At 69.7% G+C, this 24,893-nt stretch carries 25 protein-coding genes and 1 riboswitch; of the genes, 9 read left to right on the plus strand and 16 right to left on the minus strand.

The window, feature by feature from the left end:
• Positions 1 to 21: 21 nt before the first annotated feature.
• Together ACIHAO_RS05680 and ACIHAO_RS05685 are read right to left on the minus strand one after the other, a co-directional pair.
• Positions 22 to 735: a hypothetical protein gene (locus ACIHAO_RS05680; protein WP_396554944.1), complete on the minus strand. Its 714-nt coding sequence runs from the start codon at positions 733 to 735 to the stop codon at positions 22 to 24.
• Between the two features lie 15 nt (positions 736 to 750).
• Entirely contained in the window at positions 751 to 1,584 is an 834-nt protein-coding gene (locus ACIHAO_RS05685) for a hypothetical protein (protein WP_396554945.1), read from the minus strand.
• Positions 1,585 to 1,817: 233 nt separating this feature from the next.
• Between ACIHAO_RS05685 and ACIHAO_RS05690 the strand changes: the two genes are divergently transcribed.
• Positions 1,818 to 2,039, plus strand: coding sequence for a hypothetical protein (locus ACIHAO_RS05690; RefSeq protein ID WP_396554946.1), 222 nt, complete (start codon positions 1,818 to 1,820; stop codon positions 2,037 to 2,039).
• A 5-nt stretch (positions 2,040 to 2,044) separates the two neighbouring features.
• Here ACIHAO_RS05690 and ACIHAO_RS05695 read toward each other — a convergent pair whose 3' ends face one another.
• The 4 genes from ACIHAO_RS05695 to ACIHAO_RS05710 form a co-directional block, all read right to left on the minus strand.
• Complete coding sequence (locus ACIHAO_RS05695) at positions 2,045 to 2,278, minus strand: hypothetical protein (RefSeq protein WP_396554947.1); 234 nt, start codon at positions 2,276 to 2,278, stop codon at positions 2,045 to 2,047.
• Positions 2,279 to 2,418: 140 nt separating this feature from the next.
• Positions 2,419 to 2,715: a hypothetical protein gene (locus tag ACIHAO_RS05700; protein ID WP_219150826.1), complete on the minus strand. Its 297-nt coding sequence runs from the start codon at positions 2,713 to 2,715 to the stop codon at positions 2,419 to 2,421.
• Positions 2,716 to 2,829: 114 nt separating this feature from the next.
• Entirely contained in the window at positions 2,830 to 3,462 is a 633-nt protein-coding gene (locus ACIHAO_RS05705; RefSeq protein WP_396554948.1) for a hypothetical protein, read from the minus strand.
• A gap of 21 nt (positions 3,463 to 3,483) precedes the next feature.
• Positions 3,484 to 4,140: a TetR/AcrR family transcriptional regulator gene (locus ACIHAO_RS05710; RefSeq protein ID WP_396554949.1), complete on the minus strand. Its 657-nt coding sequence runs from the start codon at positions 4,138 to 4,140 to the stop codon at positions 3,484 to 3,486.
• 110 nt (positions 4,141 to 4,250) lie between these two features.
• Here ACIHAO_RS05710 and ACIHAO_RS05715 point away from each other — a divergent pair, with 110 nt between their 5' ends.
• Positions 4,251 to 4,874, plus strand: coding sequence for an SRPBCC family protein (locus tag ACIHAO_RS05715; protein ID WP_396554950.1), 624 nt, complete (start codon positions 4,251 to 4,253; stop codon positions 4,872 to 4,874).
• A gap of 260 nt (positions 4,875 to 5,134) precedes the next feature.
• On the opposite strand, the gene ACIHAO_RS05720 is transcribed toward ACIHAO_RS05715, so the two are convergent.
• From ACIHAO_RS05720 to ACIHAO_RS05745, 6 genes are read right to left on the minus strand one after another with little or no spacing between them, the layout of a single operon-like run.
• Positions 5,135 to 5,971 (minus strand): ECF transporter S component, encoded by an 837-nt coding sequence (locus ACIHAO_RS05720; protein WP_396554951.1) that lies wholly within the window; start codon positions 5,969 to 5,971, stop codon positions 5,135 to 5,137.
• A complete protein-coding gene (locus tag ACIHAO_RS05725) occupies positions 5,968 to 7,563 on the minus strand; it encodes an ABC transporter ATP-binding protein (RefSeq protein WP_396554952.1) in 1,596 nt (531 codons plus the stop codon). Before ACIHAO_RS05725 ends, ACIHAO_RS05720 begins: the two co-directional genes overlap by 4 nt.
• Positions 7,560 to 8,672, minus strand: a complete 1,113-nt coding sequence (locus ACIHAO_RS05730; protein ID WP_396554953.1) for an energy-coupling factor transporter transmembrane component T — start codon at positions 8,670 to 8,672, stop codon at positions 7,560 to 7,562. The genes ACIHAO_RS05725 and ACIHAO_RS05730 overlap by 4 nt, the downstream gene beginning before the upstream one ends.
• Positions 8,672 to 9,604: an ABC transporter substrate-binding protein gene (locus ACIHAO_RS05735; RefSeq protein WP_396554954.1), complete on the minus strand. Its 933-nt coding sequence runs from the start codon at positions 9,602 to 9,604 to the stop codon at positions 8,672 to 8,674. Before ACIHAO_RS05735 ends, ACIHAO_RS05730 begins: the two co-directional genes overlap by 1 nt.
• Positions 9,601 to 10,170, minus strand: coding sequence for a flagellar hook-length control protein FliK (locus tag ACIHAO_RS05740; RefSeq protein ID WP_396554955.1), 570 nt, complete (start codon positions 10,168 to 10,170; stop codon positions 9,601 to 9,603). Before ACIHAO_RS05740 ends, ACIHAO_RS05735 begins: the two co-directional genes overlap by 4 nt.
• Positions 10,167 to 12,617 (minus strand): hypothetical protein, encoded by a 2,451-nt coding sequence (locus ACIHAO_RS05745; protein ID WP_396554956.1) that lies wholly within the window; start codon positions 12,615 to 12,617, stop codon positions 10,167 to 10,169. Before ACIHAO_RS05745 ends, ACIHAO_RS05740 begins: the two co-directional genes overlap by 4 nt.
• Before the next feature lie 89 nt (positions 12,618 to 12,706).
• Positions 12,707 to 12,774: riboswitch (cobalamin riboswitch) on the minus strand.
• A gap of 186 nt (positions 12,775 to 12,960) precedes the next feature.
• Between ACIHAO_RS05745 and ACIHAO_RS05750 the strand changes: the two genes are divergently transcribed.
• The gene (locus ACIHAO_RS05750) at positions 12,961 to 13,968 is read left to right on the plus strand and encodes a prenyltransferase/squalene oxidase repeat-containing protein (protein ID WP_396554957.1); all 1,008 of its coding nucleotides are present in this window, start codon (positions 12,961 to 12,963) and stop codon (positions 13,966 to 13,968) included.
• 117 nt (positions 13,969 to 14,085) lie between these two features.
• On the opposite strand, the gene ACIHAO_RS05755 is transcribed toward ACIHAO_RS05750, so the two are convergent.
• Both ACIHAO_RS05755 and ACIHAO_RS05760 read right to left on the minus strand, forming a co-directional pair.
• The gene (locus tag ACIHAO_RS05755; protein WP_396554958.1) at positions 14,086 to 16,452 is read right to left on the minus strand and encodes a LuxR C-terminal-related transcriptional regulator; all 2,367 of its coding nucleotides are present in this window, start codon (positions 16,450 to 16,452) and stop codon (positions 14,086 to 14,088) included.
• Between the two features lie 48 nt (positions 16,453 to 16,500).
• Entirely contained in the window at positions 16,501 to 17,097 is a 597-nt protein-coding gene (locus ACIHAO_RS05760) for a QsdR family transcriptional regulator (protein WP_396554959.1), read from the minus strand.
• A gap of 140 nt (positions 17,098 to 17,237) precedes the next feature.
• Here ACIHAO_RS05760 and ACIHAO_RS05765 point away from each other — a divergent pair, with 140 nt between their 5' ends.
• Genes ACIHAO_RS05765 through ACIHAO_RS05790 form a run of 6 tightly spaced genes read left to right on the plus strand, consistent with a single transcriptional unit; the run spans position 17,238 to position 22,813 of the window.
• Positions 17,238 to 18,095: an alpha/beta hydrolase family protein gene (locus tag ACIHAO_RS05765; protein ID WP_396554960.1), complete on the plus strand. Its 858-nt coding sequence runs from the start codon at positions 17,238 to 17,240 to the stop codon at positions 18,093 to 18,095.
• Between the two features lie 59 nt (positions 18,096 to 18,154).
• Positions 18,155 to 18,925, plus strand: coding sequence for an ABC transporter ATP-binding protein (locus ACIHAO_RS05770; RefSeq protein WP_396554961.1), 771 nt, complete (start codon positions 18,155 to 18,157; stop codon positions 18,923 to 18,925).
• Positions 18,912 to 19,616, plus strand: a complete 705-nt coding sequence (locus ACIHAO_RS05775; RefSeq protein ID WP_125795261.1) for an ABC transporter ATP-binding protein — start codon at positions 18,912 to 18,914, stop codon at positions 19,614 to 19,616. Before ACIHAO_RS05770 ends, ACIHAO_RS05775 begins: the two co-directional genes overlap by 14 nt.
• Before the next feature lie 11 nt (positions 19,617 to 19,627).
• On the plus strand, positions 19,628 to 20,506 hold the full coding sequence (locus ACIHAO_RS05780) for a branched-chain amino acid ABC transporter permease (protein WP_396554962.1): 879 nt from the start codon (positions 19,628 to 19,630) through the stop codon (positions 20,504 to 20,506).
• A 1-nt stretch (position 20,507) separates the two neighbouring features.
• On the plus strand, positions 20,508 to 21,509 hold the full coding sequence (locus ACIHAO_RS05785; protein ID WP_396554963.1) for a branched-chain amino acid ABC transporter permease: 1,002 nt from the start codon (positions 20,508 to 20,510) through the stop codon (positions 21,507 to 21,509).
• On the plus strand, positions 21,506 to 22,813 hold the full coding sequence (locus ACIHAO_RS05790) for an ABC transporter substrate-binding protein (RefSeq protein WP_396554964.1): 1,308 nt from the start codon (positions 21,506 to 21,508) through the stop codon (positions 22,811 to 22,813). The genes ACIHAO_RS05785 and ACIHAO_RS05790 overlap by 4 nt, the downstream gene beginning before the upstream one ends.
• 1 nt (position 22,814) lies before the next feature.
• Here the strand turns inward: ACIHAO_RS05790 and fahA are convergent, their stop codons facing one another.
• Both fahA and ACIHAO_RS05800 read right to left on the minus strand, forming a co-directional pair.
• Positions 22,815 to 23,990, minus strand: a complete 1,176-nt coding sequence (fahA, locus tag ACIHAO_RS05795; RefSeq protein ID WP_396554965.1) for a fumarylacetoacetase — start codon at positions 23,988 to 23,990, stop codon at positions 22,815 to 22,817.
• On the minus strand, positions 23,987 to 24,829 hold the full coding sequence (locus tag ACIHAO_RS05800) for a hypothetical protein (protein WP_396554966.1): 843 nt from the start codon (positions 24,827 to 24,829) through the stop codon (positions 23,987 to 23,989). Before ACIHAO_RS05800 ends, fahA begins: the two co-directional genes overlap by 4 nt.
• Positions 24,830 to 24,893: the final 64 nt, after the last annotated feature.

Raw genomic sequence — 24,893 nt, forward strand, 5'->3', positions numbered from 1 at the left:
CAAGAGAACCATCCTTACCGGTTACGACCCGGGCAGGAACTGGTCGTAGAACGCCGTTTTGATCGCGACGACCGCCTGCTCCGTCTCCCGGAACCGCTCCCGTGACTCGTTCGAGTCGATCAGCTGTACCAGCCTCAGCCCGAGCTGATCGGAATGCGTGAGCGAGAGCGGGGACGCGGCGGCGAGCGGGCGGGACTTCGCGTCGTGCACGTGGTGCGGGTAATAGAAGACGGACCGGTCGCCGAGCACCGGGCCGATCCGGCGCCACAGTTCGCCGTACTCGACGGAGACCAGCACCTCGCCCCAGAAGCGCAGGATGGTCAGCAGTTCGACGTCGGCGTACTTCGAGTCGCCTGCCGACGCGATCAGCTCCATCGTGGTGTCGACGCAGGCCGTCGTGGCCAGTGTCTTCCGCGACCGCACCAGCGCTTCCCGCGGGACGCCCAGCGCGAGGAGGTCCGCCATCATGTCCTCGCGATGCGAAGGCGTGTTGCCGGGCGATGTGGTGTCCGGGTACTCCTCACGGATGATGACGCGGGCGATCCGTTTGGACTGTGCGTCGGTGAGCAGGTCGATCGCCAGGTCGTAGGCCATGGTGAAGGCCAGCGACAGGAAACGCCGCTGCAGCAGGACGGTTTGCAGGTCCTCCTGCGAGAGCTCGGTGACGCCACGCAGCGCCGGGTGGTTCCGGAACCGTTCGATCAAGCCGTCTTCGAACTCGTCGAGTTCGCGCATCACTACACCTCTTGGTCAGAAACGGATCATGTCGATGCTTCGGTTCCAGTCGCCGAGGTCCACGTCGCGGCCGATGTCCCACAACGTGTCGAGCTCGCGCTGGATCTGTTCGCCGAGCACGGTGTCGTGCGTGCCCTCGATCTCGAACTGCGGTGAATCGATCGCCAGCTGGCCGTGCAGGAACATGCTGACCAGGTAGCGCCCGTCGGCCCGGTACACCGAGACCGAGGCCTGCGAGTTGAACACTCGCACCTTCAGGTTGGTCTGCCGCTTCGCCAGCCGCCGGTGCAGGCGGGAGAGGGTCTCCAGGCACTCCCCGATCCCCGTGCTCACGAAGGTCTTGCCCGCGCCGTCGCTCCGGTCGAGTGCCGCTTCCCGCAGCCCCACCAGCATCGAGTTCGGGTGCAGCAGCATGATCCGCACCTGGGCCCGCCGGTCGACGATCGCGGCTTCCAGTTCCTTTTCCAGGCGTTGCAGGTTGGGGATCCAGGTGTTCAGGATCGTCACCTGCTTGGCCTTCGCGATATGCGCGGCGAACTCGTCGTCCGGAAAGCGTTTGTGCACCTCGACCACGCCGCCGTAGTGCGAACGGCGTCGGCTCGCGGCGATGGTGTCGATGTCGAGGCCGGCGAGGCGATCGCGGATGTCTTCCAGCGCGCGCAACGGGGTCAGCTCGATGAGCAGCCCCACGACCACGCCGCTGACCATGATCAGGGTCAGCGTGCTGATGCCCTTCGGCGCCACTTTGTCCAGCAAGCCGAGCTGTTCCGCGATCCCGACCGCGAAGCCGGCCACCGCCAACCCGCCGAGACTGAGCAATTCGAGCCAGCGACGCATTCTGCGGAGCATTCACCCTCCGGGATCCGGCAGCCTTGCCCCTTATGTTCCCACGATCTTCACCAACGATTGTGATCGGGGTCACCGCTTTGGCGCTTTGCCATTCTTTCTGCGGAATTCATGCGAAGAATCGAATTCGACACGGGAATCCGCAGTACGAAGGGTGCATGTCACAAAGCAGCCGTGAAACACGCGGGCCCCGACAGGCGACTTACCCGGTACGCGAGTACGGAAAGTTGTGGTCGATGAGCGCTGATCGCGTTGTCCAGCTGCGCTGGGAGTTCCGCCACGTGGCCGGCGGCCGCGCGGCGCTGTCCTACCCAGGGATCGCCGTGATCCGGAGCAGGTCGGGTGAGATCGTCGACCGTACTTGGATACCGGTCGGGGAAGAACCCACCTTCGACGACGACGAGGCCTTGATCGCCGTGCTGCACGCCGCGTGGCGTTGGACCAGGCCCGCCGCGTAGGTCCCCTACTCCTCGCCGGATTTGTACCGGCGTTGGAGCTCCTCTTCCTGCTCACGCGGCGACTTCTCCACCCAGCGCCCGTGGACGAGGTCGTTCTCCGTGTAGTCGGCACGCCGGGAAGCCCAATCCGGCAACATGAACTTGCGGGTCCCGCCGCGTCCGCGATCGCGCAGATCGGTGAAGACGGCGATGCCGATCACCAGGACGAGTACCCCGAGCGCTATCCAGATTCCGACCATGTCCGCTCCCCCGCAGATGAAGTCGTTTCCGTCAGGTTAGCGCCGAACGACTCGTGAGCGGACATCCTTTTTCGGGAAGCGCCGGAATGGAGCATGACGGTCTCCCCGATATCCACGGATATCGGGGAGACCGGGGGCGGTCAGCCCCGGGCGTTCGGGTCGATCACGTCGCCGGCGAGTCCGGTGGCGGCGTCACCGAGGGCACCGGTGGAGTCGACGACGCCCTGACCGGCCGCGGTGGCCGAGTCGACGGCGTCCTGGCCCGCGGCGGTGGCGTTCTCGGCGAGACCCTGACCGGTCTCGGCCAGTCCGCCGGCGGACTGGGTGACCTGGTCGGCGGCGCCGGAAAGGTCGACGCCGGTCAGCTCGCTGACCTTGTCGCCCGCGCCGCCAAGGAGTTCGGCGGCCTTTTCCTTCAGCGAGTCGAACAGGCTCATCTGGGGTACTCCTCGGATCGATCGTGCAGAGGCGGCTGAAAGTTCACCGTACAGGACAAATCGGTCACGGTGCGCTGCCCTCGCCGCTCCGGACAGGTGAATACCGCCAAGAATTCAGCGGCAGGGCGGCCGGTAGCGGTCGATCGAGAGACCGCGGAAGTCGAGCTTGTTCGGGGTCTTGCCGACGAAGACCAGGCCCCGCGCTTCGGTCAGCGCCGAAGCGAAGGAGTAGCCGGGCGTACCCAGTTCGGGCAGCGTCGTCCACGCGTCGGCCTTGAAGCTGAAGAACTTCTTCACGATCTTCCCGCCGGTCGACGGCACCTTCGTGAGCCACTTGTCGCCGCCGCTCCAATGCGAGGCCGGGCGCAGCTGGACGTAGAGGTCGTCGGTCGCGCTGTAGGTCATCCAGAAACCGGCGGATTTCGAGAGATCCGCCTGCGCTTCGAACTGATTCCCCAGCCACACCACGACCACGTGCCATTCGGCGTTGAGGAAGATGACCTTGGCCGCGTAACCGCCGCGTTCGCGGACGAGCAGGCTGCCGGTCGGCGGGACCGTGGTTCCTTCACCGGAAGCGAGCCAGTGCTGCAACCGGTCGATCGAGGGGGTGACGCATTCGCAGCCGTGCCGAGGCGGATGGCCGCCGGACGCGTTCGCGACGGCACCGGGGCCGATCAGCGAAGCCAGGAGCACCGAAGCGAGTACCGCGAGCGTACGACCGAAAGGAACCCTGGATCCTTTGCGCATCCGCGGAAGTTAGCACAACGATCACGAGGATTGGGGCACTCCGTCGAGCAGATCGTCCAGCTCGGCGGCGAACAACAAGGCGGGGTCGAATCCCATGCCGCCGAAGTGCCCGGCCAGTTCGAGGGACAGGACGCCGTGGAGCCGGGTCCAAAACGTCACGGCACGGCGGAGCACAGCGGACGGCACCGGCGAACCACCCGCCCATTCGCGATGGTCCTCGAGATGGCCGTCGAACGGCGTCACCCGTCCGTCGTCCGGGCACGCGGCATGGACTTCGATCAGCGCGGCCATGATCTCGTTCGAGATCGCCGTCGTGTCGCCGGGCGCGCGATAGCCGGGGATCGGGGTTCCGTAGATGAACAGGTATCGCTGTGGATCCGCCAGCGCCCATTCCCTGACGGCGTAGGCGACTTCGGCCACGCCACCGGAAGCCGCGGCCGCCTGGACGGTGTCGGCGAGGCTTAGATAGGCGTCACGGATGAGGTCCGTGATGAGGTCGTCGCGACTGGCGAAGTACCGGTACAGCGCCGGGCCGCTCATGCCCACGTGCTTGGCGATCGCGTTGAGGGACAACGCGGACACGCCCGTCGTGGCCAGCTGCTCCCACGCGTACCGCTTGATCTCCGCGCGGACCTGGGCCCGGTAACGCTCACGCGAGGTCTTCCCGTCCACGTCCATCGGCCGCTCCCTCCTTCCAGTTAGAGGCTATCACTATCCCTATTGACACTCACCCTGTCGTGGTTATAACTTCTAACTATCGCAAGTATCACTAAGCAGCTGGAGGAACCATGCCGGACACCAAGACCCGCCGCCGCACCGTCGCCAGGGCCGCCGCGCTCGCGCTTCCCTTGGTGATCGGCCTCCTCGCCGTCAGCCCCGCACAAGCCACCGCCGCTTCCCCGGCGCCGCTTTCCTGCCAGGGCAAGACGATCGACACGAAGGCCCCGATCCACTACCGCACCGAGGCCCTGATCAACGCTCCCCTGAGCAAGATCTGGCGGCTTCAGACCGACGTCGAACGCTGGCCGGCGTGGCAGGAGCCGGTGCTGAGCAACGAGCGCCTGGACTGGGGCCCGCTCCGGAAGAACTCCCGGTTCCGCTGGACCACCCCGGCACCGCCCACGGCGACGACGCCGGCGACCACGTTGTCGATCACCTCGACCGTCCACCAGCTCCAGCGCGGCAAGTGCCTCCGGTGGAGCGGGCCCGCGATCGGCGAGGGCCTCAGCATCGACAACGGCATCCACGTCTGGACCTTCACCGAGGTCAAGGGCGGTGTCCTCGTCCGCACCGAGGAGAACTGGTCCGGCGCCCAGGTCGAAGCCGACGTCCCCACCGCGACCCGATTCCTCGGCTGGGGCCTCGAAGCCTGGCTGAAGGACCTCAAAGCCACCGCCGAATCCCACTGCTGACCGCCGCAAGCAGGTGACTAATTGCGGGGTAAGGCAACGTGGCGTGTTGCCTGGGGTGTCGGCTCGCGCCGCGGTCTGATGCCCCCAATGTGGCATTGGGGACGCTGACCGTCCCCAATGCCACATTGGGAGCAGGCCCGGCTTCCGATCCCCCGCGCACACCGCCAGGGTGACCAGCCCCCCAAGTCCTCAGTGAGGTGTTGCGAAAGCCACTTTCGCAACCCAGCCAACCCCAGAGCACGACACGTTTGCCTTACGCCTCAATACTTGCGGGGCACGCTGTCGGTGAACGAGGGAATCACCCCGAAGGAGGCCTTCCGCGAAGCCCGGCGCAGCGTCGCGAGCACGGCGGGCCCCAGCACCAGGATCGCCACCGCGTTGGTGATCGCGCGCCCCGTGTCCCATCCCGCCGTCGAAGTCAGCAGCGTGAACACGGCGAACCGGTGCAGGTTCTCCAGCACCGGGGCGCCGGGGACGTACGAGATGTGCCCGTCGTGGTACGGCACTTCGACGTCGGTGATGAACGGCCAGAACCACAGGTTCATCAGGAATCCGAACACGTACGCGACGAAGATCCCGAAGGCCACCAGCATCGCGATCTCGGCCTTGCCGGTGACGCGGCGCGGCAGCAGTCCCGCGCCCATCCCGATCCACGCGGAGCACATCATCTGGAACGGCAGCCACGGTCCCACCCCGGCGGTCAGCAGCGCCGAGGCGAACATCGACGTACAGCCCAGCACGAAACCGAAGCCGGGCCCGAACACCCGCCCGGCCAGCACCAGCAGGAAGAACACGGTCTCGATCCCCGCGGTCCCCGCGCCGAGGGGCCGCAGGGCCGCGTTCACCGCCGAAAGCACGCCGAGCATCGCGAGGGCCTTGGAATCCATGCCCCCTTCGGACATTTCGGCCAGCACGATGACGATCAGGATCGGCAGGATCCCGAGGAACACGAACGGCGCGTCGGTGCCGTGCTGCATCGACTGGGGTTCGACGCGGACCAGGAGCGGCCAGAGGAACATCATCAGCCCCGCGAGTGACGCGAGGCCGAGCACCGTCGCCGAGCGCGGCCCCAGCCGGACCGCGGGCGCCGTCTTCACGGGACCTCCTGCGGCAGCGCCGACCGGACCTCTTCGACGGTGAGCCAAGGCTCGCCGAGGATCTTGGCGATCTGCGTGGCGAACGCGGGCGAACCGCCGAGCACCTCGCCGGTCGGACCGTCGGAGACGACCTCCCCTTCCGCCATCACGAGCACGCGGTGCGCGATCGTCGCGACGAACTCGACGTCGTGGGTGGCCACGACGACCGCCCTGCCCTCGGCGGTCAGCGACGCGATCATCCGCGCCAGCGCCGACTTCGCGGTGTAGTCGAGGCCGCGGGTCGGTTCGTCCAGCAGCATGATCCGCGGCGCGGCGGACAACTGCACCGCGAGCACGAGCGCGAGCCGCTGGCCTTCCGAAAGGTCCCGGGGATGCGACGCGGGATCGATGCCCGGGGCGAGCCTGTCGAGCATATCCCGGCAGTGCCCCGGCTCCGTACCCGATTCCGCGTCGGCGGCCTCGCATTCGGCGGCGACGGTCTGCAGGTACAGCAGGTCACTCGCGGTCTGCGGCACCATGCCGACGAGCGTGCGGGCCGCGGCGCTGCTCAGCGTCTTCGGATCCTGGCCTTCGACGGTGACCTTGCCACCCTGCCGGGGGCCGGAGCCCTGCACCGCCCACAGCAGCGACGACTTGCCGGAACCGTTGCGCCCCATCATCGCCAGCACCTCGCCGGCGCGCAGGGTCAGGTCGACCTCCCGCACCGCGACCTTCGGCCCGTACCGCACGACGATCCCGGACGCGGTCAACAACTCTTCGCCGTCGGTTGTGCTTCGCGCGGGCGGGGCGCCGAGAGACAGCGACGACGCGCGCCGCCGGGCGTCACGCACCGACATCGGCAGCGGATCCCAGCCGGCCAACCGTCCCAAGTGGACGATCGGCGGCGCGATGGGCATGTCCCGCAACACCTCCGGCGGTGTCCCGTCGATCACTCCCCCGGTGCCGGGGACGTGGATCATCCGGTCCGCGAACGGGATCACGCGTTCCATCCGGTGCTCGGCCATCAGCACCGTCGTGCCGAGGTCCTCCACCAGCCTGGCCAGCGTCGCCAGCACCTCCTCGGCCGCGGTCGGGTCCAGCGCCGACGTCGGCTCGTCCAGCACCAGCACCTTCGGATGCGTGGTCAGCACCGAGCCGATCGCCACCCGTTGCTGCTGCCCGCCGGACAGCGTCCGCAGCGCGCGCCTGCGCAGCTCCGCGATGCCGAGCAGATCGAGGGTCTCTTCCACCCGGCGGCGCATCACCTGCGGGCTCAGGCCGAGTTGCTCCATGCCGTACGCGAGTTCGTCCTCGACCGTGTCGGTGACGAAACCCGCGAGCGGGTCCTGGCCGACGACGCCGACCAGGTGCGCGAACTCGCGCGGCGGCCGGGATCGCGTCGTGACACCGTCGACGGAGACCGTTCCTTCGAGGTGGCCGCCGGTGAAATGCGGGACGAGACCGTTGATCGTGCCGAGCAACGTCGACTTGCCCGCCCCCGTCCGGCCCGCGAACAGCACGAGTTCGCCTTCACCGATGGACAGTGTCACGTCGGCCAGCACCGGCTCGGAGCGGCCGTGATAGGTGAAGGAGACGTTCTTCAGTTCGATCATGCGTGCGCTTCTTTTTCCAGTGCGGCGTAGGGAGGTTCGGGGACCGGGGTCAGGAAGGCGGGCAGCACGCCGATCAGGACTCCGAGCAGCGGCCCCCACGAAAGCGCCGGCCAGGAAAGGTCGATCAGCGACGGGTTCATGTTCATCGGGTTCACGCTGGACGTCACGAACAGGATCACCGCGACACCGATTCCGCTGACCGCGACGACGATTTCCGGCGGCTGCCAGCGATCCGGCCGGTAGCGGGTGCGGCGCACCCGCTTGCCCGCCGACCAGAACCCGATCAGCCCGATCACCAGTCCCGCCGATAGCACCGGCGCGGCGAGGTACCGGGGCGTCGAACCGTCCAAAGTGGCGTAAACACCGACGCAGACGCCGATCAGGCCGACGATCATCAGCGTTCCCGTGATCAGCCTCGCCCGCGCCTCGACCAGTCCCGCGCGGCCGTAACCGCGTGAGTCCATCGACGCGGCGAGCTGCAATGAACGGGAAAGCGCGTCCTCCAGCACCGGGATGAGGACGGTGTGCAGGACCTTTACCTTCTTCTTGCCCGAGCCGCCGCGCAGCTTGCGTGCCCGCCGGACCCGCAACACGCTCTCGGCGAGCTGCGGGAACACCGACAGCGCGACGATCACCGCCGTCCCCACCTCGTACAACGCCGGCGGCATCGCCTTGAGCAGCCGTTTCGGGTTCGCGAGGGCGTTGGCCGCGCCGAGGCAGATCACCATCGCCGCCAGCCGCATCCCGTCGTAGAGCCCGCCCAGCAACGATTCCGCGGACACGTCGCCGAAGAGCCGGATCCCCGCCGCCCATTCCGGCAGCGGGATCTCCGGCAGCCGCAGGAGGATCGTGGAACCCTCGGCACCGCCGAACACGACACGGAAGAACACGCGGATCACGACGATGAACGCGCCGAGGTACAGGTAGAGCCGGAAGGCCAGCGCCCACGGCGCTTCACTGCGCCTGGCGACGACGACGTACCCCGCGACGGCCACGATGGTCAGCAGCAGCCACGGGTTCGTCGTGCGGGTCGCCGCGACGGCGAGCCCCAGCGCCCACACCCACCAGGCGGCCGGATGCAGGTCGCGCGGCAGGAAGTAGGACGTCATCAAAATCCTTGTGCGCGTTTGCGTCTGCGTGCCACCAAGAAGCCTGCCACGCACAACGCCAGTACCGCGCCGCCGGCGGCCCAGGACGCCCAGTCGCTGGCCCCGGACTCGCGTTCGATCACCGCGTTGACGTCCTCGGCGTTCTCACCGCCGGTGAACGCGACGTTCGACGACGGGTCCTTCGCCTTCGGCCTCGCGGACGCGCTCGGACGCGGCTTCGGCGGCGGGAGCGCGCCGGAGTTCGGTCCCGCGGCGGGGGTTTCCCCCGCGCCCGGCTCCGCACCGGCCGTCGGTCGCGGGCCGTCGGCCTGACCGCTCCCCGGCTGCGGCCGCTGTTGCCGCTCGCCGGGATCGCCGGTGGCCGGCTTGGCCTCCTCGCGCGGTACGCAAGGCTGACTTTCGGTACCCGGCCGCACCGCGGCGATCCGCGGGACCGGGTTGTCGTCGGTCGTGGCGTTCAAGGAGTACGACCAGCCCTCGAAGCCACCTGGGATGAAGTCACGGTTCTTGACGCCCCACTGGCTGTAGTCCCACGCGCAGTTGTTCGAGGCGTTCCAGTAGGACCAATAGGCCTGCGCCGGGGGCGTGTCGACACACGGCTCCCGGTACTGGTCGCGACCGGCGATCGGGACGTTCTCGGCCGCCGAAGGGCGGTTCTCGATCCGGCAGACGAACGACTCGCCCCAGCGCTGCACCCCGGCGATCTGGAAACCGGCGCCCTTGAGCGCGTCCAGCCCGGTGCCGCGGGTGGTCTGCGGATTGCAGCGCACGATGGTCGTGCCGCCGAGTTGCTGGAAGTCCACCACCACGGTGACCCCGGTGCCGTCCTTGCAGAACCCGGGATACCCCTTGCCTTGGTCGACGGCGTGCGCGGACGGCGCCGTGGCGGCGATCAGGAAGACCGCCGCCACCACACCGAGGACCCTTCTCATGGGGCCGTCGGCGTGACGCCGGGCGGCGGGTTGGTGGCCGCCGACTTGTTCAGTGAGAACGACCAGCCCTCGAAGCCGCCGGGCGTCACGTTCCGGTTGACGGCGCCGGAGGTGCTGTAGGTCCAGGTCGAGCCGGAACCGTCGGCGTGCCAGTAACCCCAGTACGCGCCGGTGGGCGGAGTGGTGACGCACGCCTCCTTGTAGTTGGGGTTGGTCGACAGCGGGAGGGTCTCCGTCGCGGCCGGGCGGCCTTCCAGCCGGCAGACGAATCCGAGCCCCCAGCGGGCGGTTCCGGCGACCGCGATCCCCGCGTCCTGCAAGGCCTTGATGCCCGTGCGGGCGGTACCCGGCGCGGCGTTGGGCGAGCAGCGGGTGATCGTCGGCGCGGCGGTCCCGCCGTTGCCGTCCAGTTCCTGGAAGTCGACCACGACGGTGACCCCGGTGGTCGCGTCGGAGCCGGTGCAGACCCCGGCGTAACCCTTGGTGGTGTCGACCGCGTTCGCGGGTGCGGCGGAAAGCCCGATCAGTCCGATGAGGACGGATGTCACGGCCAGCGTTCTCTTCATGGTGTTGCCCCCTTTTTCCTGGTGAAACGGCGAAGTACGAAAACCAGTGCGATCACGGTGAGCAGCAGCAGGACGGCCAGCCCGGCGAGCCCCCAGATCAGCCATGACGGCGGGGAGCCGGACTGCTCCGCGGCCAGTACCGGTGCGCCGGACGGATTCGCCTCGGTCAGCGGCAGCCGGATCGCGGGCGAGAGCGGCGAATCCGCCGCGGTCAGCCACGATCGGCCCGCGACTCCTTGCGCGGCGGCCAGACTGGTCGGGAAGTCGGTCGCCCCGGCGGATCCCTTGGTCAAACCGCCATCGGCTTGGACCAGTTCGCCCAGTGATCGCGCGGTTCCGCTCGCGTCGAGACCGGCGGTCTGCCGCGCGGCGGCGACGGCGGCGCTCAGCGCGACGTCCGGCTCGCCGCCCTCTCCGGTGACCACACCCTCGCCGGTCGGCCGGACGCCGAGCGCGCCCACGGCGGCGGCGAACGCCGACACGCGCCGCTCGCTCCAGCCGTCCGGGCGCCTGGTCGAGGGCGCGGCGTCGGTGTGCGGACGGGCGGCGAGCGCGGTGACCGCGGCGGCGGTGGCACCCAGGTCGCCGGAACCGCATTCCGCGGTGTCGAGGTGCTTCGGGAAGGTTCCGTCGGCGCACTGGCGCGAAAGGAGCAGTTCGACCGCCGGACCGGGGTCGGCGGCGGTGGCGAGCACCGCCCACGCGTGCCGCTCCACGGTCTCGTCGGCGTCGGCGAACGATCCGGTGTCGGTGAACTTGCCGTCGATGCCACGCAGCTTCACCAGATCCGCGCGCAACTGCCCGGCGACATCCGCCTTGGCGAATTCGGCGACGAGCACGAGCTTCGCGAGCGGTCCGGCATACGACGCCTCGCCCTGCTCGTACGGCGCGCCGTGGGCATAAGCCTGTACGGCTTCCGGCTTCACCAGGAACTGCGACGCGCGGGCGACCGAGTCCGGCTGCTGGTCCAGCGCTCGCAGGGCCAGCACCACGTCGGCGGTGGCGTCGTAGTCGACGTAGGTCTTGCCGTCCTCGGTCACCTCGACGTGGTCACCGTCGGTGAGCCGGTTCGCCAGGTAGGCGCCGAGACGGGCGGCCGGTGTCGCCGTGTCCGGAGTGGCGATCGTGGCCGGTGGCTGGACGACGGTGGCCGCCCTGGGCGTGCCTGCCTTCTTGGGTCTGGGCGGCGGTGTCACGGATGTCGTGATGATGGTGGTGGTCGTCGTGGGAGCCGGGACGCTGCTGGTCGGCGGCTGAGTCTTGCCCTTCGCGAGCGCGTAGAAGCCGACCTGCGACAACCCGAGCGAGGCCTGGGCTCCCGCGCGGATCCAGGTGTCGACCCCGCTGATACCCGAGGTTCGCGCGTCCTCGTAGGCGGCGGGGTTGTAGGCGATCGCGCCGAGTTCGCCCGCGAGCTTGGTGCCGGAGTCGGCGGCGGTCGCCTGCGCGGATTTGAGGTACCGCACGCCCTTGTCCACCGCCCCATCGGCGCCGCCCGCGTCGGCGAGCGCCTGGACGATCATGCCGGTGCTGTTGGTGTTCGGCGCCTCGGTACTGACGCCACCACCCCAGCCGCCACCGGAAGTCTGGTTCGCCTTGAGCCACGAGACGGCCTTGGCGATCGGGGCGTCGAGTCCGGTCGCGCCCGCCTTCCGGGCTGCCAGCAGCGCCGAGAGCCCGAGACCGGTGGCGTCGCCGTCCTTCGGCGAACGGTCGAGCGGCTTGCCTTCGTCGCAGGTCGAAACCTTGTGACCGCTCGGGGTGACGTGGTCGCCGGTCTCCTTCGTGGGGATGTATTCGAACAAGAGGCGGAAGTAGCCCTCGGAACACTGCTGGGACAGCAATCTGTCGATGGCGACCCGGTCGTTCTCGCCCGCCGCGGCGAGCCCGATGACGCCGAGCGCCTGGCCGAACGAGTTCGCGTCGTTGTTCACCGCGCCGGTGTGCTCCGGATCTTTGGAGTAGTCGCTGATCCGCCCCTTGTCGGGGCCCTTGCGCATGACCGCGGCATGGGTCTCGGCGACCAGGTCGTACCCGTCGACGTTTCGCGGGTTCCTGCCGGAAACCTGGGCGGCGACCAGCATCTTGGCGAGCGAGCCCCCGACGATGACCTTGTCGTATCCGGCACCGGGAACCAGCCCGTCCCAGGTGAAGTAGTCGCTCGCGTGGCCTTCGTCGTCGAGGAACTTCATGATCGGCTCGGCCTTCGCGCCGTCACCCGACGCGTACAACGCGAAAAGCACGTCGAGCATCAGGCCGTGGTCGGGCAGTTCGCCCCCGTTGGGGTTCTCGAGCGTGCCGTCCGGCTTCAGCTTCGTCGCGAGCCAGCGGGAATTCGCCTTCGCGGCGCCAGGATCGTTCGCGGCGGCGGCCGTCCCGGTGAGCAGTGCGGCGACCACGCCGACACTGACGGCGAACGCCACTGCGGCGAGGGACCGGCGGCGCATGACTCCTCCTAGCGGCATGACGGAGGACAGGCGCGGACGCCGCGGTCACCCCTGTTTATCGCGACAGTGGTTCGTTCATCCGCCCGTTCGGTATCCCGGCTCGCCCTGGTGAAGGGCCCACGGTTGCGCGACAGCGCCGGATTTCGACCGGCTTCCCCGTCACGGGCGGCGGTGTTCGGTTGTCGAGCCAGCCGAGGTTAACACCCGATCACTTCCGGCAGGCACCGCTGACCAGGTCGGTTGCCAGGATCACATCGGCTCTTCGCGCCCGGCGGTATCCCGGCGCTCGGCCGGGGTGAGACTCTTCGGTTCGTTCATCGCGGTCATTGGGGGAAGGATTCTCATGAGACGTTTGGTTTTCGCTGTCGCCATGCTGTGCGGCATCGGACTGGTCGCCGCTCCGGTGGCGACCGCGGCCATCCACAACAAGGCGGACGCCGCCGCGGGCTGGCTCGCGAGGCAGATGGCCGACGGGGAAAGGTTCGAGGCCGACTTCGGCGGCCAGAAGTTCCCCGACCAGGGTTTGACGATCGACGCGATCTTCGCGTTCGCCGCGGCCGGGGTGTCGGACACGAACGCGGGCAAGGCGATCGCCTGGCTGGCGAAACCGGAGATCACCACGGGCTACGTCGGCGGCGGCACCGAGGCGTACGCGGGCGCGCACGCGAAACTGCTGCTCGCCGCGCAGGTTCGCGGCAAGAACCCGGCGTCGTTCGGCGGGGTCGATCTGAAGGCGGGCCTGCTTTCGTTGCTCACGCCGTCCGGCCGGTTCTCCGACCGCTCCGAATACGGCGACTATTCCAACGCCCTCACGCAGTCGCTCGCCCTGCTGGCACTGGACCGCACCTCCGGCGTCGCTCCCGCGTCGGCCGTGGCGTTCCTCGCGGGCAGCCAGTGCCCCGACGGCGGTTTCCCGCAGAACTTCGGCGAAGCGACGTGCACGAGCGACGTCGACGCGACCGCGACGGTCGTGCAGGCCTTGCGCGCCACCGGTGACGCGGTGAACGCCGGCGAGGGCACCGCGTGGCTGGTCACCAAACAGCATGCGAACGGCGGCTTCGGTTTCGCCACCAACGCGCCGAACGCCAACAGCACCGGACTCGCCGCCCAGGCGCTGGCCGGGCACCGTCCCGCCGCCGCCGTCAAGGCGCGGGAATTCCTGCGGTCACTGCAGACCGGCTGCGCCGGCACCGACACGGACCGCGGCGCGATCGCCTACGACGCCACGGGCCTGAACCCGTCGACCGCCCCGCGCGCGACCGCGCAGGCGATCCTCGGCCTGGCCAGGGTCCCGCTGAGCGACCTGCACGGCGGCGGCCGTCCGCAGGCCCCGGTCCTCGCCTGCCCGTAACTCGCGTGCTTGAAGACGGAACTCGCGTGATCAGAGGCGTAACACACGAATCACGCCTCTGATCACGCGAGTTACGGCCCTAATCACGTGAGTTACGGCTCCGATCACGCGAGTTCGTCATTCGCCGGCGGCGACGCGGCGCGCGAGTTCCACGCGGGACCGGACGCCCAGTGCGGTGAAGATGTTCCGCAGGTGGTGATCCACCGTCCGGTGGCTGATGACCAGCCGCCGCGCGATCTCCTTGTTCGTCTCCCCCGCCGCGACCAGCCGGGTGATGGCGTCCTGTTGCGGCGTGAGCCCGGCGAGTGAGCGGTGCGGCACGTCGACGGTCTCGCCGGTGGCGCGCAACCCGGCGCGGGCCCGTTCGGCGAACCGTTTCGCGCCGACGTTTTCGAAGCCGCGCAGGGCATCGCGGAACTGGTCGCGCGCGTCCCGGGTCCGCCGGTGACGGCGCAGCAGGGTGGCGTAGGCGAACCGGGTCCTGGCGAGTTCCACCGCGCCGCCCGCCCGCCGGTGCGCGTCGATGGCCAGCCGGAAACGCCGTTCCGCGGTCTCCGGATCCGGCGCGGTCAGCGCGTGGCAGCGGTGGCTCAGCGCGAGCCAGCAGGGTTCCGCTCCGGCCAGGGTCCAGCGGTCGAACACCTCCAGCGCGGCCAGCGCGCGTTCGGGCCGCCCGGAACTGACGGCGGCCTCGACGAGTTGCGGAGTGGCCAGCACCCGGATCACCGGCTGGTCGCCGGAGACGCCCGACGCGAGATCTTCGAGCCTGCTCAGGGCGTCGTCGGGCCGGTCTTCGGCCAGGTCCAGGCAGGCGTTCGCCCACGCGGCGACTGCGGCGGGCCTGCCGAGACCGCGTTCGGCGATGCCTTCGGTCGCCTCGTCCAGTTCCGGTACGCGGTCGCCGAGGAGCGCGGCGGCCAGTCCCAGCAACGTCAGATGTTCCATCCGCAGGTTGTGGGGCGCGTGCAGACCAGCACGGGATGCCGCCCGCGCGCACGGGATCCGGTCGAGCGCGATGGCCGAAAGCGACAGGTAGATCAACGCCCACGGCAGTTCCGCGTGCCGTTTGCCGAGCCTCGCTCGGCTCACGGCGGCCGCCGCGTATTCGTGCGCCCGTTCGGCATGCCCGCGGGCGAAGGCCGCTTCGGCGGCCCAGACGGCTCCGGCGACGTCCGCGCCGGCCATCCCCCGTCCGACGGCCTCGTTCAGGGGAAGGACCGCGTCCTCGTGACGTCCGGCGTAGACCGACGTCAGACCACGGAAATGCGAGTAGGCCAGCCCCTCGCCGGCGGGGACCGTCCGCGCGAGTGCCCGGTAGCCGCTCAGGTCGCCGCCGAGCCGCCGTGCCTCGCCCGCCAGCAGGAGCGCGGCGGCCGGATCGGGCAGGAGTTCCGCCGCCGCGCCGAGTTCGTGGGTGGCGACGGCGGGATCGCCGTCGCGCAGCTCGATCTCCCCGTGCTGCAACGCCACCGCACCCGGCTTGCTGTCCACTTTGGACAGCAGTAGACGAGCCCACCCCGGTCTTCCCGCCTGCCAGGCCGCGTCCGCGGCGGCCAGCAGCCGGTCCGCGCGGGTGGCCGGATCGGCGGTCAGGGCGGCGGCGCGTTCCAGCTGCCGCGCCGCGGCCGCGTGATCCGCCGCCGGTGCGGCGGCGAGCGCGTCGGCGAGTGGCGCGGACGGCGTGGCGGCCGCCATCGCGCGATGCCAGAGCGCGTCCGGCCCCTCCTCGGCGGAGGCCAGCCGTGCGTGCGCCGCCCTGCGGTCGGCCGGTGACGCCGCCGCGTACCACGTCGCCTTCGTCGCGGAAGAGTCCATGCAGGTGGCGAGGAACCGGAGGCGTTCCTCGAACGACATCGCGTCGAGTTCGGCCGCGTAGCGAGGCAAACGCTCCCGGAGGATCGGCGAAACCGGCTCCCGTCCCGCTGCCTGCACGGGCGTCAACGAAGCCGCCAGCGCGACGAGATCCGCGGGGTTCCCGTCGCCGAGTTCGACCAGCTGCGGGCGTACCCCGGCGGGCACGCCGCGATCGCGCAGCACCAGGTCGGCGGCGGATTCGGTCAACGGCGGCAGCTCGACGGAATCGAACTCGTCGGATCCGGATCGCGACGCCAGCACCATGCCGACCGGGGCCCCGGCCAGCCGCCTGCCCGCGAAACCCAAGGCCGCCAAGGACTCCGGGTCGACCCACTGCGCGTCGTCGACCCAGCAGATCGTCGGTGCCGAAACGGCGCCGAGCCGGTCCCTGGCCTCCGCTCCGCTGGAGACGGCCGCGCCGAACATCCGATGCAGGGCGCCATACGGCAGTGTGCTTTCGGCTCGCAGGCCCCGCACCCCGACGAGACGGACGCCGAGGGTGGCGCGCAGCGCGGTGAGCAGGGCCGATTTACCGAGCCCCTCCGTGCCGTGGACCAGCACGGCGCGGCCGGCGGGCGACCGCAGCCCGCCGAAGAGGTCGTCCCTGCCCCGCAGCGGGTACACGGGCATCGGCGCCTCCTCGAGATCCCCCTCGATGAAACACCAGGCGCAAGTGTTTCACAAGGTCCTGCTCGGCACCCGTCCTTCCACGAGGGCTCCGAGCAGTGTCGACGCCGCGTCGAGATCGGGTGTCCGGGAGGCGAGGACGTCCGAGTACAGGAAGGCCTCCCCCAGCCGGACGATCGCGTAACAGAGGCTGTCCAGGCCGACCGCGGGCACGAAGCCGCCGTCCTCGACGTCGCGGCGAAGCAACTCGACGTGGGCCGCGATCACTCTCGGCTGGACGCGTCCGTCCGGGTCGGTCAGCAGCCGGATCGCCAGCACCGGCTCGTCGTCGAGGAAGCGCCGGAACCCGGCGCTCGCCGCCAGCACGGACCGGTACTCGCGCATGATCGAAAGACAGCGCAGTTCACCGGCCGCGTTGCGCACCACGTCGCCCTCTTCGCGCTCCCAGGTGCGCGCGGCGGCCGTCAGGGTGCGCTCGGACAGGTAGTAGAGGGCATCACCGAGCAGGTCTTCCCGGTTGCCGACGCGGCGGAACAGGGTGCTGCGCGAGATGCCGAGGTCCTGGGCGAAGGCGGAGGTGTCGACGCGGACGCCGCGATCGATCCACCGCGCCGCGGTGCGGACTATGTCCTCGGCTGAGGGGTTCACGATCGCCGATCGTACGGGCGACCGGCCGGGCGGGGGCGGTCGCGGATCAAGACTGGCGATTTCACCGATGCAGCCCGCTCCGGCCGTTTGCCACAGTCCATCACCACGGACTGTGTTCAACGGCGAACGGAGACGGCACCATGCGTAGTACGACCCGGATCCTTTGTGGACTGGCCACCGTCGCGGCACTCACTGTCGCCCCCGCGGCCTACGCCGCCGAGAACCCCTACGAACGAGGACCCGACCCGACGGAAAGCAGCATCGAAGCGTCCCGCGGCTCGTTCGCGGTGTCGCAGACCTCCGTGTCGAGCCTGGCTGTCACCGGCTTCGGCGGCGGCACCATCTACTACCCCACCAGCACCACGCAGGGCACGTTCGGCGCGGTCGCCATCTCGCCGGGATTCACCGCGACCCAGTCGAGTATCGCGTGGATGGGCCCACGGCTCGCGTCGCAGGGCTTCGTGGTGTTCACGATCGACACCAACACGATCTACGACCAGCCCGACAGCCGCGGTGACCAGCTGCTCGCCGCGCTCGACTACCTGACCCAGCGCAGCACGGTCCGGTCCCGCGTCGACACCACCCGGCTCGCGGTGGCTGGCCACTCGATGGGCGGCGGCGGTTCGCTCGAAGCGGCGCTGGACCGGCCTTCGCTGCAGGCCGCGGTGCCGCTGGCGCCGTGGAACACCCAGAAGTCGTGGTCCTCGCTGCGGGTGCCGACGTTCATCGTCGGCGGCGAGTCCGACTCGGTCGCGCCGGTGGCGTCGCACTCGATTCCGTTCTACACCAGCATTCCCGCTTCGGCGGAGAAGGCGTACATGGAACTGGACAACGCGAGCCACTTCTTCCCGAACACGGCGAACACGACCATGGCCAAGTACACGATCTCGTGGCTGAAGCGGTTCGTGGACAACGACACCCGCTTCGAACAGTTCCTCTGCCCGGCCCCGGACGACCGCACGATCAGCGACTACCGGGACACGTGTCCGCACGCCTGAGTGTCCTGGGTCCCGGCGCGCCCGCGCCGGGACCTCCTCTCTCCGTTGGGAGTTCTTGCGTGACCCTGTCGACCTTCGAGATGTCCGGCGTGTCGGTGACCTTCGGTGGTCTCGTCGCCCTGTCGGACGTCTCCCTGAGCGTCGCACCCGGCCGGGTGCTCGGCGTGATCGGCCCGAACGGGGCGGGCAAGACCACGTTGTTCAACGTCGCGTGCGGGTTCGTCCACCCGGACACCGGCACGCTGACCTGGCGCGGCACGGAACTGCGGCGGCTGCGCCCGCATCACCTCGCCGGCCTCGGCATCGCCCGCAGCCTGCAGGAACTCGGCCTGTTCGACCGGATGACCGTGCTGGAGAACGTGCTCGTAGGCGCGGGAAGGCATGCGAAGTCCGGCTTCTGGACTTCGTTGCTGGGCATGACGAAGAGCGAGAAGGCGCTGACCGAACGGGCGATGGCACGGTTGGAGGAGTTCGGCATCGCCGACCTCGCGCACCGCTATCCCGCCGCTCTTCCTTATCCGGTACGGAAAAGGGTCGCGTTGGCGCGAGCGCTGGCCGCCGAACCGGATCTGCTGCTGCTGGACGAACCGGCGGGCGGCCTGTCGTCGGCGGAGATCACCGAGGTCGGCGACCTGGTCCGCGGGCTGACCGAACGCATGTCGGTGATGCTCGTGGAGCACCACATGGATCTGGTGATGCGCGTCTGCGACGAGATCGTGGTGCTGGACTTCGGCCGGGTCATCGCCCGCGGGACACCGGACGAGATCCGCGCGGACCCGGCGGTCCAGGCTGCCTACCTCGGCGAGGAGGTGGCCGGTGCTGACCGTTGAGAACCTTTCGGCGAGCTACGGCCCGGTGCGCGCGCTCGATTCCGTGAGCCTTTCGGCCGCGGAAGGCGAGATCACCGCGGTGCTCGGCGCGAACGGCGCGGGCAAGACCACCTTGCTGCGGACCATCTCCGGACTCGTCCGGCCGACGGGCGGCAGTGTATCGCTCGCGGGACGGGACCTGGGCCGAGTGTCCACAGAGGACCTTCCCGCGCTCGGGCTCGCGCATGTGCCCGAAGGCCGCGGCGTACTGGCCGAACTGACCGTCGAGGAGAACCTGCGGCTCGGCGCCCTCGGCGCACGCGGCCGCGCGTCGGCGGCCGATCTCCGCCGGATCTACGACCTCTTCCCGGCGCTCGCCGACCGCAAGAACGGTTCCGCGCACGTCCTTTCCGGCGGAGAACGGCAGATGCTGGTCATCGGCCGCGCGCTGCTTTCCCGGCCGAAGGTGCTGCTGCTCGACGAGCCCTCCTTGGGGCTCGCGCCCCGGATCGTGGCGCGGATCTTCGGCCTGCTGCGCGGTCTCGTCCACGACGAAGGACTGGCCGTCGTCCTGGTCGAGCAGAACGCGCGCAGCGCGCTGTCCATCGCCGACCACGGCGTCGTGCTCAACCTCGGTGAGGTCGTCGTCCGGCGGGACGCGGCCGCGCTCGTCGCGGACGACGACCTCCGGCACGCCTACCTCGGATTCTGAAAGGGAGCACTGTGCAGCAACTGCTCACCACCGCGCTCACCGGCCTGACGCTGGGCGTGGTGTACGCCGCGTTCGCGCTGGCGCTGGTGCTGATCTGGCGGGCGACGCGGATCGTGAACTTCGCGCAGGCGCCGATGGCGATGATCACCACCTATCTGGCGCTGGTCCTGATCGACGCGGGCTGGTCGTACTGGGCCGGTTTCGCCGTGGCCCTGCTTTCCGGGCTCGTGCTCGGCGCGCTGGTGGAACGCTTCGTCGTCCGGTTCGTCGACGGCAAGGCCGAGATCAACGCCGTCATCCTCACCCTGGGGTTGTTCATCGTGTTGCACGCGCTGGCGGCGCTGGTGTTCGGCTCGCGGTACCGGTCGTTCCCGGCGCCGTTCGGGCTCACCGGGTTCCGGGTCGGTGACACGACGATCGCGCTGACCGGATTCGGCGTGTTCACCATCGCCGCCGTCGGCGTGGTGCTGATCGGGCTCGTGGTGCTGTTCCGCGGTACCGATCTCGGCCTGCGGATGCGGGCCGCGGCGTTCGACCGGGAAGTGGCCCGCCTGCTCGGCGTGCGGGTCGGGCGGATGCTCACCCTCGGCTGGGCGCTGGCCGCTCTCGCCGGTTCGCTGTCGGGCCTGCTGATCGCCGGCGGCGGCCTCGTCCATCCGTCCTATATGGACGGTGTGGTGGTGTACGGCTTCGTGGCCGCGGTGCTCGGCGGGCTGGACAGCCCGGTCGGTGCGGTCGTCGGCGGTGTCGTCCTCGGCCTGTCGTTGAGCCTGGTGAGCGGTTACGTCGGCGCGGAACTGGTGCCGCTCGCCGCGCTGGTGCTGCTCATGGTGGTGCTGCTGCTCAAACCCGGCGGCCTGTTCGCCGTCGTCCGTGAACGGAGGGTCTGACTTGCCGCGCGGTCATCTGCTGGGCGCGCTCGCCGCGCTGGTCGTCGTCGTACTCGTCCTGGAGACTTCCGGGCCGTTCCTCACCGCGCAATTCACCACGATGGCGTATCTCGCGATCGCGGCGGGCGGCCTTACCGTCCTCACCGGACTCAACGGGCAGCTCTCGCTCGGACACGGCGCCTTGATGGCCGTCGGCGCGTACTCGACGGCGCTCCTGCTGAAGCCGGCGGTCTTGCCGCTGCCGGTGATCCTGCTGCTGGCGGTGGTGATCACGCTCGCCGTCGGGGCGCTCGTGGGAGTCGCCGCGGCCAGGCTGCACGGCCCGTATCTCGCCGGGGCGACACTGGCGCTCGCCGTCGCCGTACCCGGGATCCCGTTGTTCTTCGGTGAGACGCTCGGCGGCGAGCAGGGCTTGCCCGTGCGCATGCCGGAGATACCCGGCTGGCTGGCCGACGCCGCGTACTTCGTCACCGGCCGGGATCTCACGTCGATCCGTTATCTCGCCTACCTTTCCTGGCTCGCGGTGATCGTCGTGTTCGTGCTGCTGGCGAACCTGTCCCGTGGCCGCGTCGGACGTGATTGGCGGGCGGTGCGCGACGAGGACGTGGCCGCCGAACTGGCCGGGATCGACCTCGGCCGCACACGGGTGCGGGCGTTCGTCGTCAGCGCGGGCTGCGCCGGGCTGGCGGGAGCGCTCATGGCGTTGTCGGCGCGGCTCGCGGCGCCGAGCGGGTTCGCGCTGACGTTGTCGCTGCTGCTGGTGTCCGCGGTGGTGCTCGGCGGTCTCGGAAGCCTCACCGGAGCACTCGCCGGGGCGGCGCTGCTGACCTTCCTGCCGCCGCTGGTGACCGGCGCGGGCACGGATCTCGGCCTCTCCGACGTGCAGGCCGCGCATCTGGCGCCGTTGATCTACGGCCTGGTCACCGTCCTGATCGTGCTGCTCGCACCCGCCGGCCTCGCCGGCGGGCTGCGGAAACTCATCCACTCGAGGAGAAGTTCATGAAACGCTGGACCAAGGCCGTGGCCGTCTTCCTGGCCGTCACGGTCACCGCCGCCTGCGGCGCGGGCGGCAGACCCGAGGGCGAGCAGAAGGGCTCGACGGTCGGCGTCACCGACACGACCATCAAGATCGGCGCGCATTTCCCGCTGACCGGCGTCGCCGCGCCGGGCTACAGCGAGATCCCGAGCGGGCATCAGGCCTACTACGACTACGTGAACGCGAACGGCGGCGTCAACGGCCGCAAGATCGAGTTCGTGGTGAAGGACGACGGCTACAACCCGACCAACACCAGCGCCGTCACCAACGAACTGGTGCTCAAGGACGAGATCTTCGCGATGGTCGGCGGCCTCGGCACGCCGACGCACAGCGCCGTCGTCGAGTTCCTGAACACCTCGAAGGTGCCGGACCTGTTCGTGTCGTCGGGGTCGCTGCGCTGGGGCGACGATCCGAAGAAGGCGCCGGTCACCTTCGGCTGGCAGCCGGACTACGAGATCGAAGGCAAGATCATCGGCGACTGGGTGCGGAAGAACCTGCCGAACGCCAAGGTCGGCCTGTTCCTCCAGGACGACGACTTCGGCCGTGACGGCGAGAAGGGCGCGCGGCGGTACCTCGGCGACCAGATCGTGGAGGTCGCGAAGTACTCCCCCGGCAACACCGACATCGCGCCGCAGATCGCGAAACTCAAGGCCGCGGGCGTGGATGTGGTGCTGGGCTTCACCGTTCCGTCGTACACCGCGCTTTCCCAGCTGGCGTCGCTGAAGATCGGGTTCAAGCCGAAGTGGGTCTACAGCAACGTCGGCTCCGATCCCGCGCTCGTCGGTTCACTGCTCGCGCGGTTCTCCGAAGGCAAGGTCACCAACGGCGCGTCGCTCATCGACGGCGTGATCACCACCGAATACCTGCCGGGCGTCGACGCGCCGGACAACGCGTGGACGAAGCTGTGGCAGAACGTCTGGAAGGCGCACGGCAAGGGCGGCGACCTGACGAACTACCGTATTTACGGGATGGCGCAGGCATACACGTTCGTCCAGGCGTTGCAGGCGGCAGGGAAGGACCTCACGCGGGAACGGATCGTCGAGGTGCTCCAGGAGTCCGGGAAGACGTTCCAGGGACCGGGACTGGCGCCGTTCCGCTTCTCCGCCGACAGTCACCTGGGCATCTCCGGGATGTCGGTGGTCGAACTCAAGGGAGGCGTCGGCAAGGATCTGACGCCGGTCCTGGTGTCCGACCTCGGCGACGCGCCCATCAAGGCGGACGACTCCGCCGCGAACGACGGGCCGCCGCCCAACGGGATTCCGGGCAGCTGAGTCAGTTCGCCGGCAGAACGCGCCCGCGCACCTCGCCGAAACCGATCCGCGAGCCGTTCGCGCCGGGCGCGGTCCCGGTGATCACGACCTCGTCGCCGTCCAGCAGGAAGGTGCGCTCCTCCCCCTTGACCGTGAGCGGTTCCTTGCCGCCCCAGGACAATTCGAGGAACGCGCCGCGCTGGTTCTTCTCCGGTCCGGAGATCGTGCCGGAGCCGTACAGGTCGCCCGTGCGCGAGGAGGCGCCGTTGACCGTCAGGTGCGCGAGCATCTGAGCGGGCGACCAGTACATCTCGCGGAAGGGCGGGCGGCTGACCTCCTCGCCGTTCCATGCGATGACGAGGTCGATGTCGAGGCCCCACGGGTCGCTTTCCCGCAGGTACGGCAGCGGCTCCGGATCCGTCTGGCCGGGCAGCGGGATCCGCGCGGCCTCCAGCGCCAGGATCGGCACCACCCAAGGGGAGATCGACGTCGCGAAGCTCTTGCCGAGGTGCGGGCCCAGCGGCACGTATTCCCACGCCTGGATGTCGCGGGCCGACCAGTCGTTGAGCAGGACGGCGCCGAAAACGTGGCGAGGGAAGGAATCCGGGGTGATCGGGGTGTTCAGCGGCGTTCCGGTGCCGACGATGAACCCCATCTCGGCCTCGATGTCCAGCCGCGTGCTCGGCCCGAACACCGGCGCCGTTTCGGCCGGGGGCTTGCGCTGGCCGCTCGGGCGCACGATGTCCGTACCGGAGACCAGAACGGTGCCGGACCGTCCGTGGTAGCCGACCGGGAGGTGTTTCCAGTTGGGCAGCAACGGTTCCGCGTCCGGGCGGAACAACCTGCCGACGTTCGAGGCGTGGTGCTCGGAGGCGTAGAAGTCGACGTAGTCCGCGACCTCGATCGGCAGGTGGAGGGTCACCCGTTCGATCGCGTGGACCGCGCCGTCGGGGACCTCGCCGGCGACCAGGTCGCGGATCCGCTCCCGGACCGCCACCCAGCGGTCGTATCCCTGCGCCATGAACGGGTTCAGCGTCGGCGCGGCGAAGACGTCGTCGCCGAGCGCCGCGGCCAGGTCGACAACGGAGTCGCCGACGCGCACGCCGACACGCGGGGAATCGCCGTCGACGGAGAACACGCCGTACGGCAGGTTGTCGATCCCGAACAGCGAGCCTGCGGGGATGTCGATCGTGGTCATGCCTCTCCTTGGGGCGCCTCGAGCAGGCCGAGTCCGGCCAGTTCGGTCAGGGGGTCGGTGATGCTGCAGGTGCCGAACGACGTGAAGGCGGCGCGGACGGCGGCGACGCGATCCGCGTCCAGTGCCCGAAGCCGTCCGGCGATGACGGCGCCGTCTCGTTCGGCGAGAACGGCTTCGACGTCGCCATCGGTGAGGACGGCGTCCGCGGCGAGCATCAGGTTGAGGAAGCCGTGCTGTTCGAAGCCGGTCTCCGGATCGGTGTTGCGGAGGGCGTGGTGCAGCCCGGCGGTGGCCTTGAACGGAACGCCCGCCCCGACGGCGGCCCGGACCGCGGCGGCGAGTTCGGCTTCGCCCGGGTACAGGTCGGCCCGGACACCACCGGTGCGGAACTTCGCGCGGTGGCCGGTTCCGGAAAGCGCGGTCAGCAGCGGGAGACGCCGGTCGTCACGCGGGATCTCGACGAAAACCGGTGCGGTCGCACCGGAAATCGCGGCGAGCACCTCGTCCGGGCCCATCCCCTCCGGGACGGCGATTTCGAGCGCGTCGAGGTTCACCGGGAGCTTCTCCACTGCGTCGAGCACGCCGTCGAGCTGTGCCGGCCCGCCGGGCAGGGTCACCGAGAACGCCAGTGGGGTCGCCCGGTCACCCAGCACTTCGGCGAGCTCGCCGAGCGCGGTGGCGGCTATGACGAGCGGGCCGACCAGATCGGCGTACCAGGCGGAGACGTGCTCGTCGTGCGCCACGACGGCGTCCGGCAGCGGGGCCAGCCCCGGCGGGAACACCGCGGCGTCGTCGCACAGCCCGGCGAAGAGCGCGGGAATCCGTCCGCCGTCCACCATGGTCTCCTCCTCGCCGATTTAGTTCACACTTTGACTACCCCTCGGGCAGCGTAGTCCGGTCTTC

Origin of the sequence: Amycolatopsis sp. NPDC052450 (assembly GCF_044547565.1) — a bacterium.
Classification (GTDB): Bacteria; Actinomycetota; Actinomycetes; order Mycobacteriales; family Pseudonocardiaceae; genus Amycolatopsis.

Bases quoted from the DNA above. Each gene is read 5' to 3' on its own strand.
- ACIHAO_RS05680 (WP_396554944.1), bottom strand. From the start codon at position 735: ATGCGCGAACTCGACGAGTTCGAAGACGGCTTGATCGAACGGTTCCGG.
- ACIHAO_RS05685 (WP_396554945.1), bottom strand. From the start codon at position 1,584: ATGCTCCGCAGAATGCGTCGCTGGCTCGAATTGCTCAGTCTCGGCGGG.
- ACIHAO_RS05690 (WP_396554946.1), top strand. From the start codon at position 1,818: ATGAGCGCTGATCGCGTTGTCCAGCTGCGCTGGGAGTTCCGCCACGTG.
- ACIHAO_RS05695 (WP_396554947.1), bottom strand. From the start codon at position 2,278: ATGGTCGGAATCTGGATAGCGCTCGGGGTACTCGTCCTGGTGATCGGC.
- ACIHAO_RS05700 (WP_219150826.1), bottom strand. From the start codon at position 2,715: ATGAGCCTGTTCGACTCGCTGAAGGAAAAGGCCGCCGAACTCCTTGGC.
- ACIHAO_RS05705 (WP_396554948.1), bottom strand. From the start codon at position 3,462: ATGCGCAAAGGATCCAGGGTTCCTTTCGGTCGTACGCTCGCGGTACTC.
- ACIHAO_RS05710 (WP_396554949.1), bottom strand. From the start codon at position 4,140: ATGGACGTGGACGGGAAGACCTCGCGTGAGCGTTACCGGGCCCAGGTC.
- ACIHAO_RS05715 (WP_396554950.1), top strand. From the start codon at position 4,251: ATGCCGGACACCAAGACCCGCCGCCGCACCGTCGCCAGGGCCGCCGCG.
- ACIHAO_RS05725 (WP_396554952.1), bottom strand. From the start codon at position 7,563: ATGATCGAACTGAAGAACGTCTCCTTCACCTATCACGGCCGCTCCGAG.
- ACIHAO_RS05730 (WP_396554953.1), bottom strand. From the start codon at position 8,672: ATGACGTCCTACTTCCTGCCGCGCGACCTGCATCCGGCCGCCTGGTGG.
- ACIHAO_RS05735 (WP_396554954.1), bottom strand. From the start codon at position 9,604: ATGAGAAGGGTCCTCGGTGTGGTGGCGGCGGTCTTCCTGATCGCCGCC.
- ACIHAO_RS05740 (WP_396554955.1), bottom strand. From the start codon at position 10,170: ATGAAGAGAACGCTGGCCGTGACATCCGTCCTCATCGGACTGATCGGG.
- ACIHAO_RS05745 (WP_396554956.1), bottom strand. From the start codon at position 12,617: ATGCGCCGCCGGTCCCTCGCCGCAGTGGCGTTCGCCGTCAGTGTCGGC.
- ACIHAO_RS05750 (WP_396554957.1), top strand. From the start codon at position 12,961: ATGAGACGTTTGGTTTTCGCTGTCGCCATGCTGTGCGGCATCGGACTG.
- ACIHAO_RS05755 (WP_396554958.1), bottom strand. From the start codon at position 16,452: ATGCCCGTGTACCCGCTGCGGGGCAGGGACGACCTCTTCGGCGGGCTG.
- ACIHAO_RS05765 (WP_396554960.1), top strand. From the start codon at position 17,238: ATGCGTAGTACGACCCGGATCCTTTGTGGACTGGCCACCGTCGCGGCA.
- ACIHAO_RS05790 (WP_396554964.1), top strand. From the start codon at position 21,506: ATGAAACGCTGGACCAAGGCCGTGGCCGTCTTCCTGGCCGTCACGGTC.
- fahA (WP_396554965.1), bottom strand. From the start codon at position 23,990: ATGACCACGATCGACATCCCCGCAGGCTCGCTGTTCGGGATCGACAAC.
- ACIHAO_RS05800 (WP_396554966.1), bottom strand. From the start codon at position 24,829: ATGGTGGACGGCGGACGGATTCCCGCGCTCTTCGCCGGGCTGTGCGAC.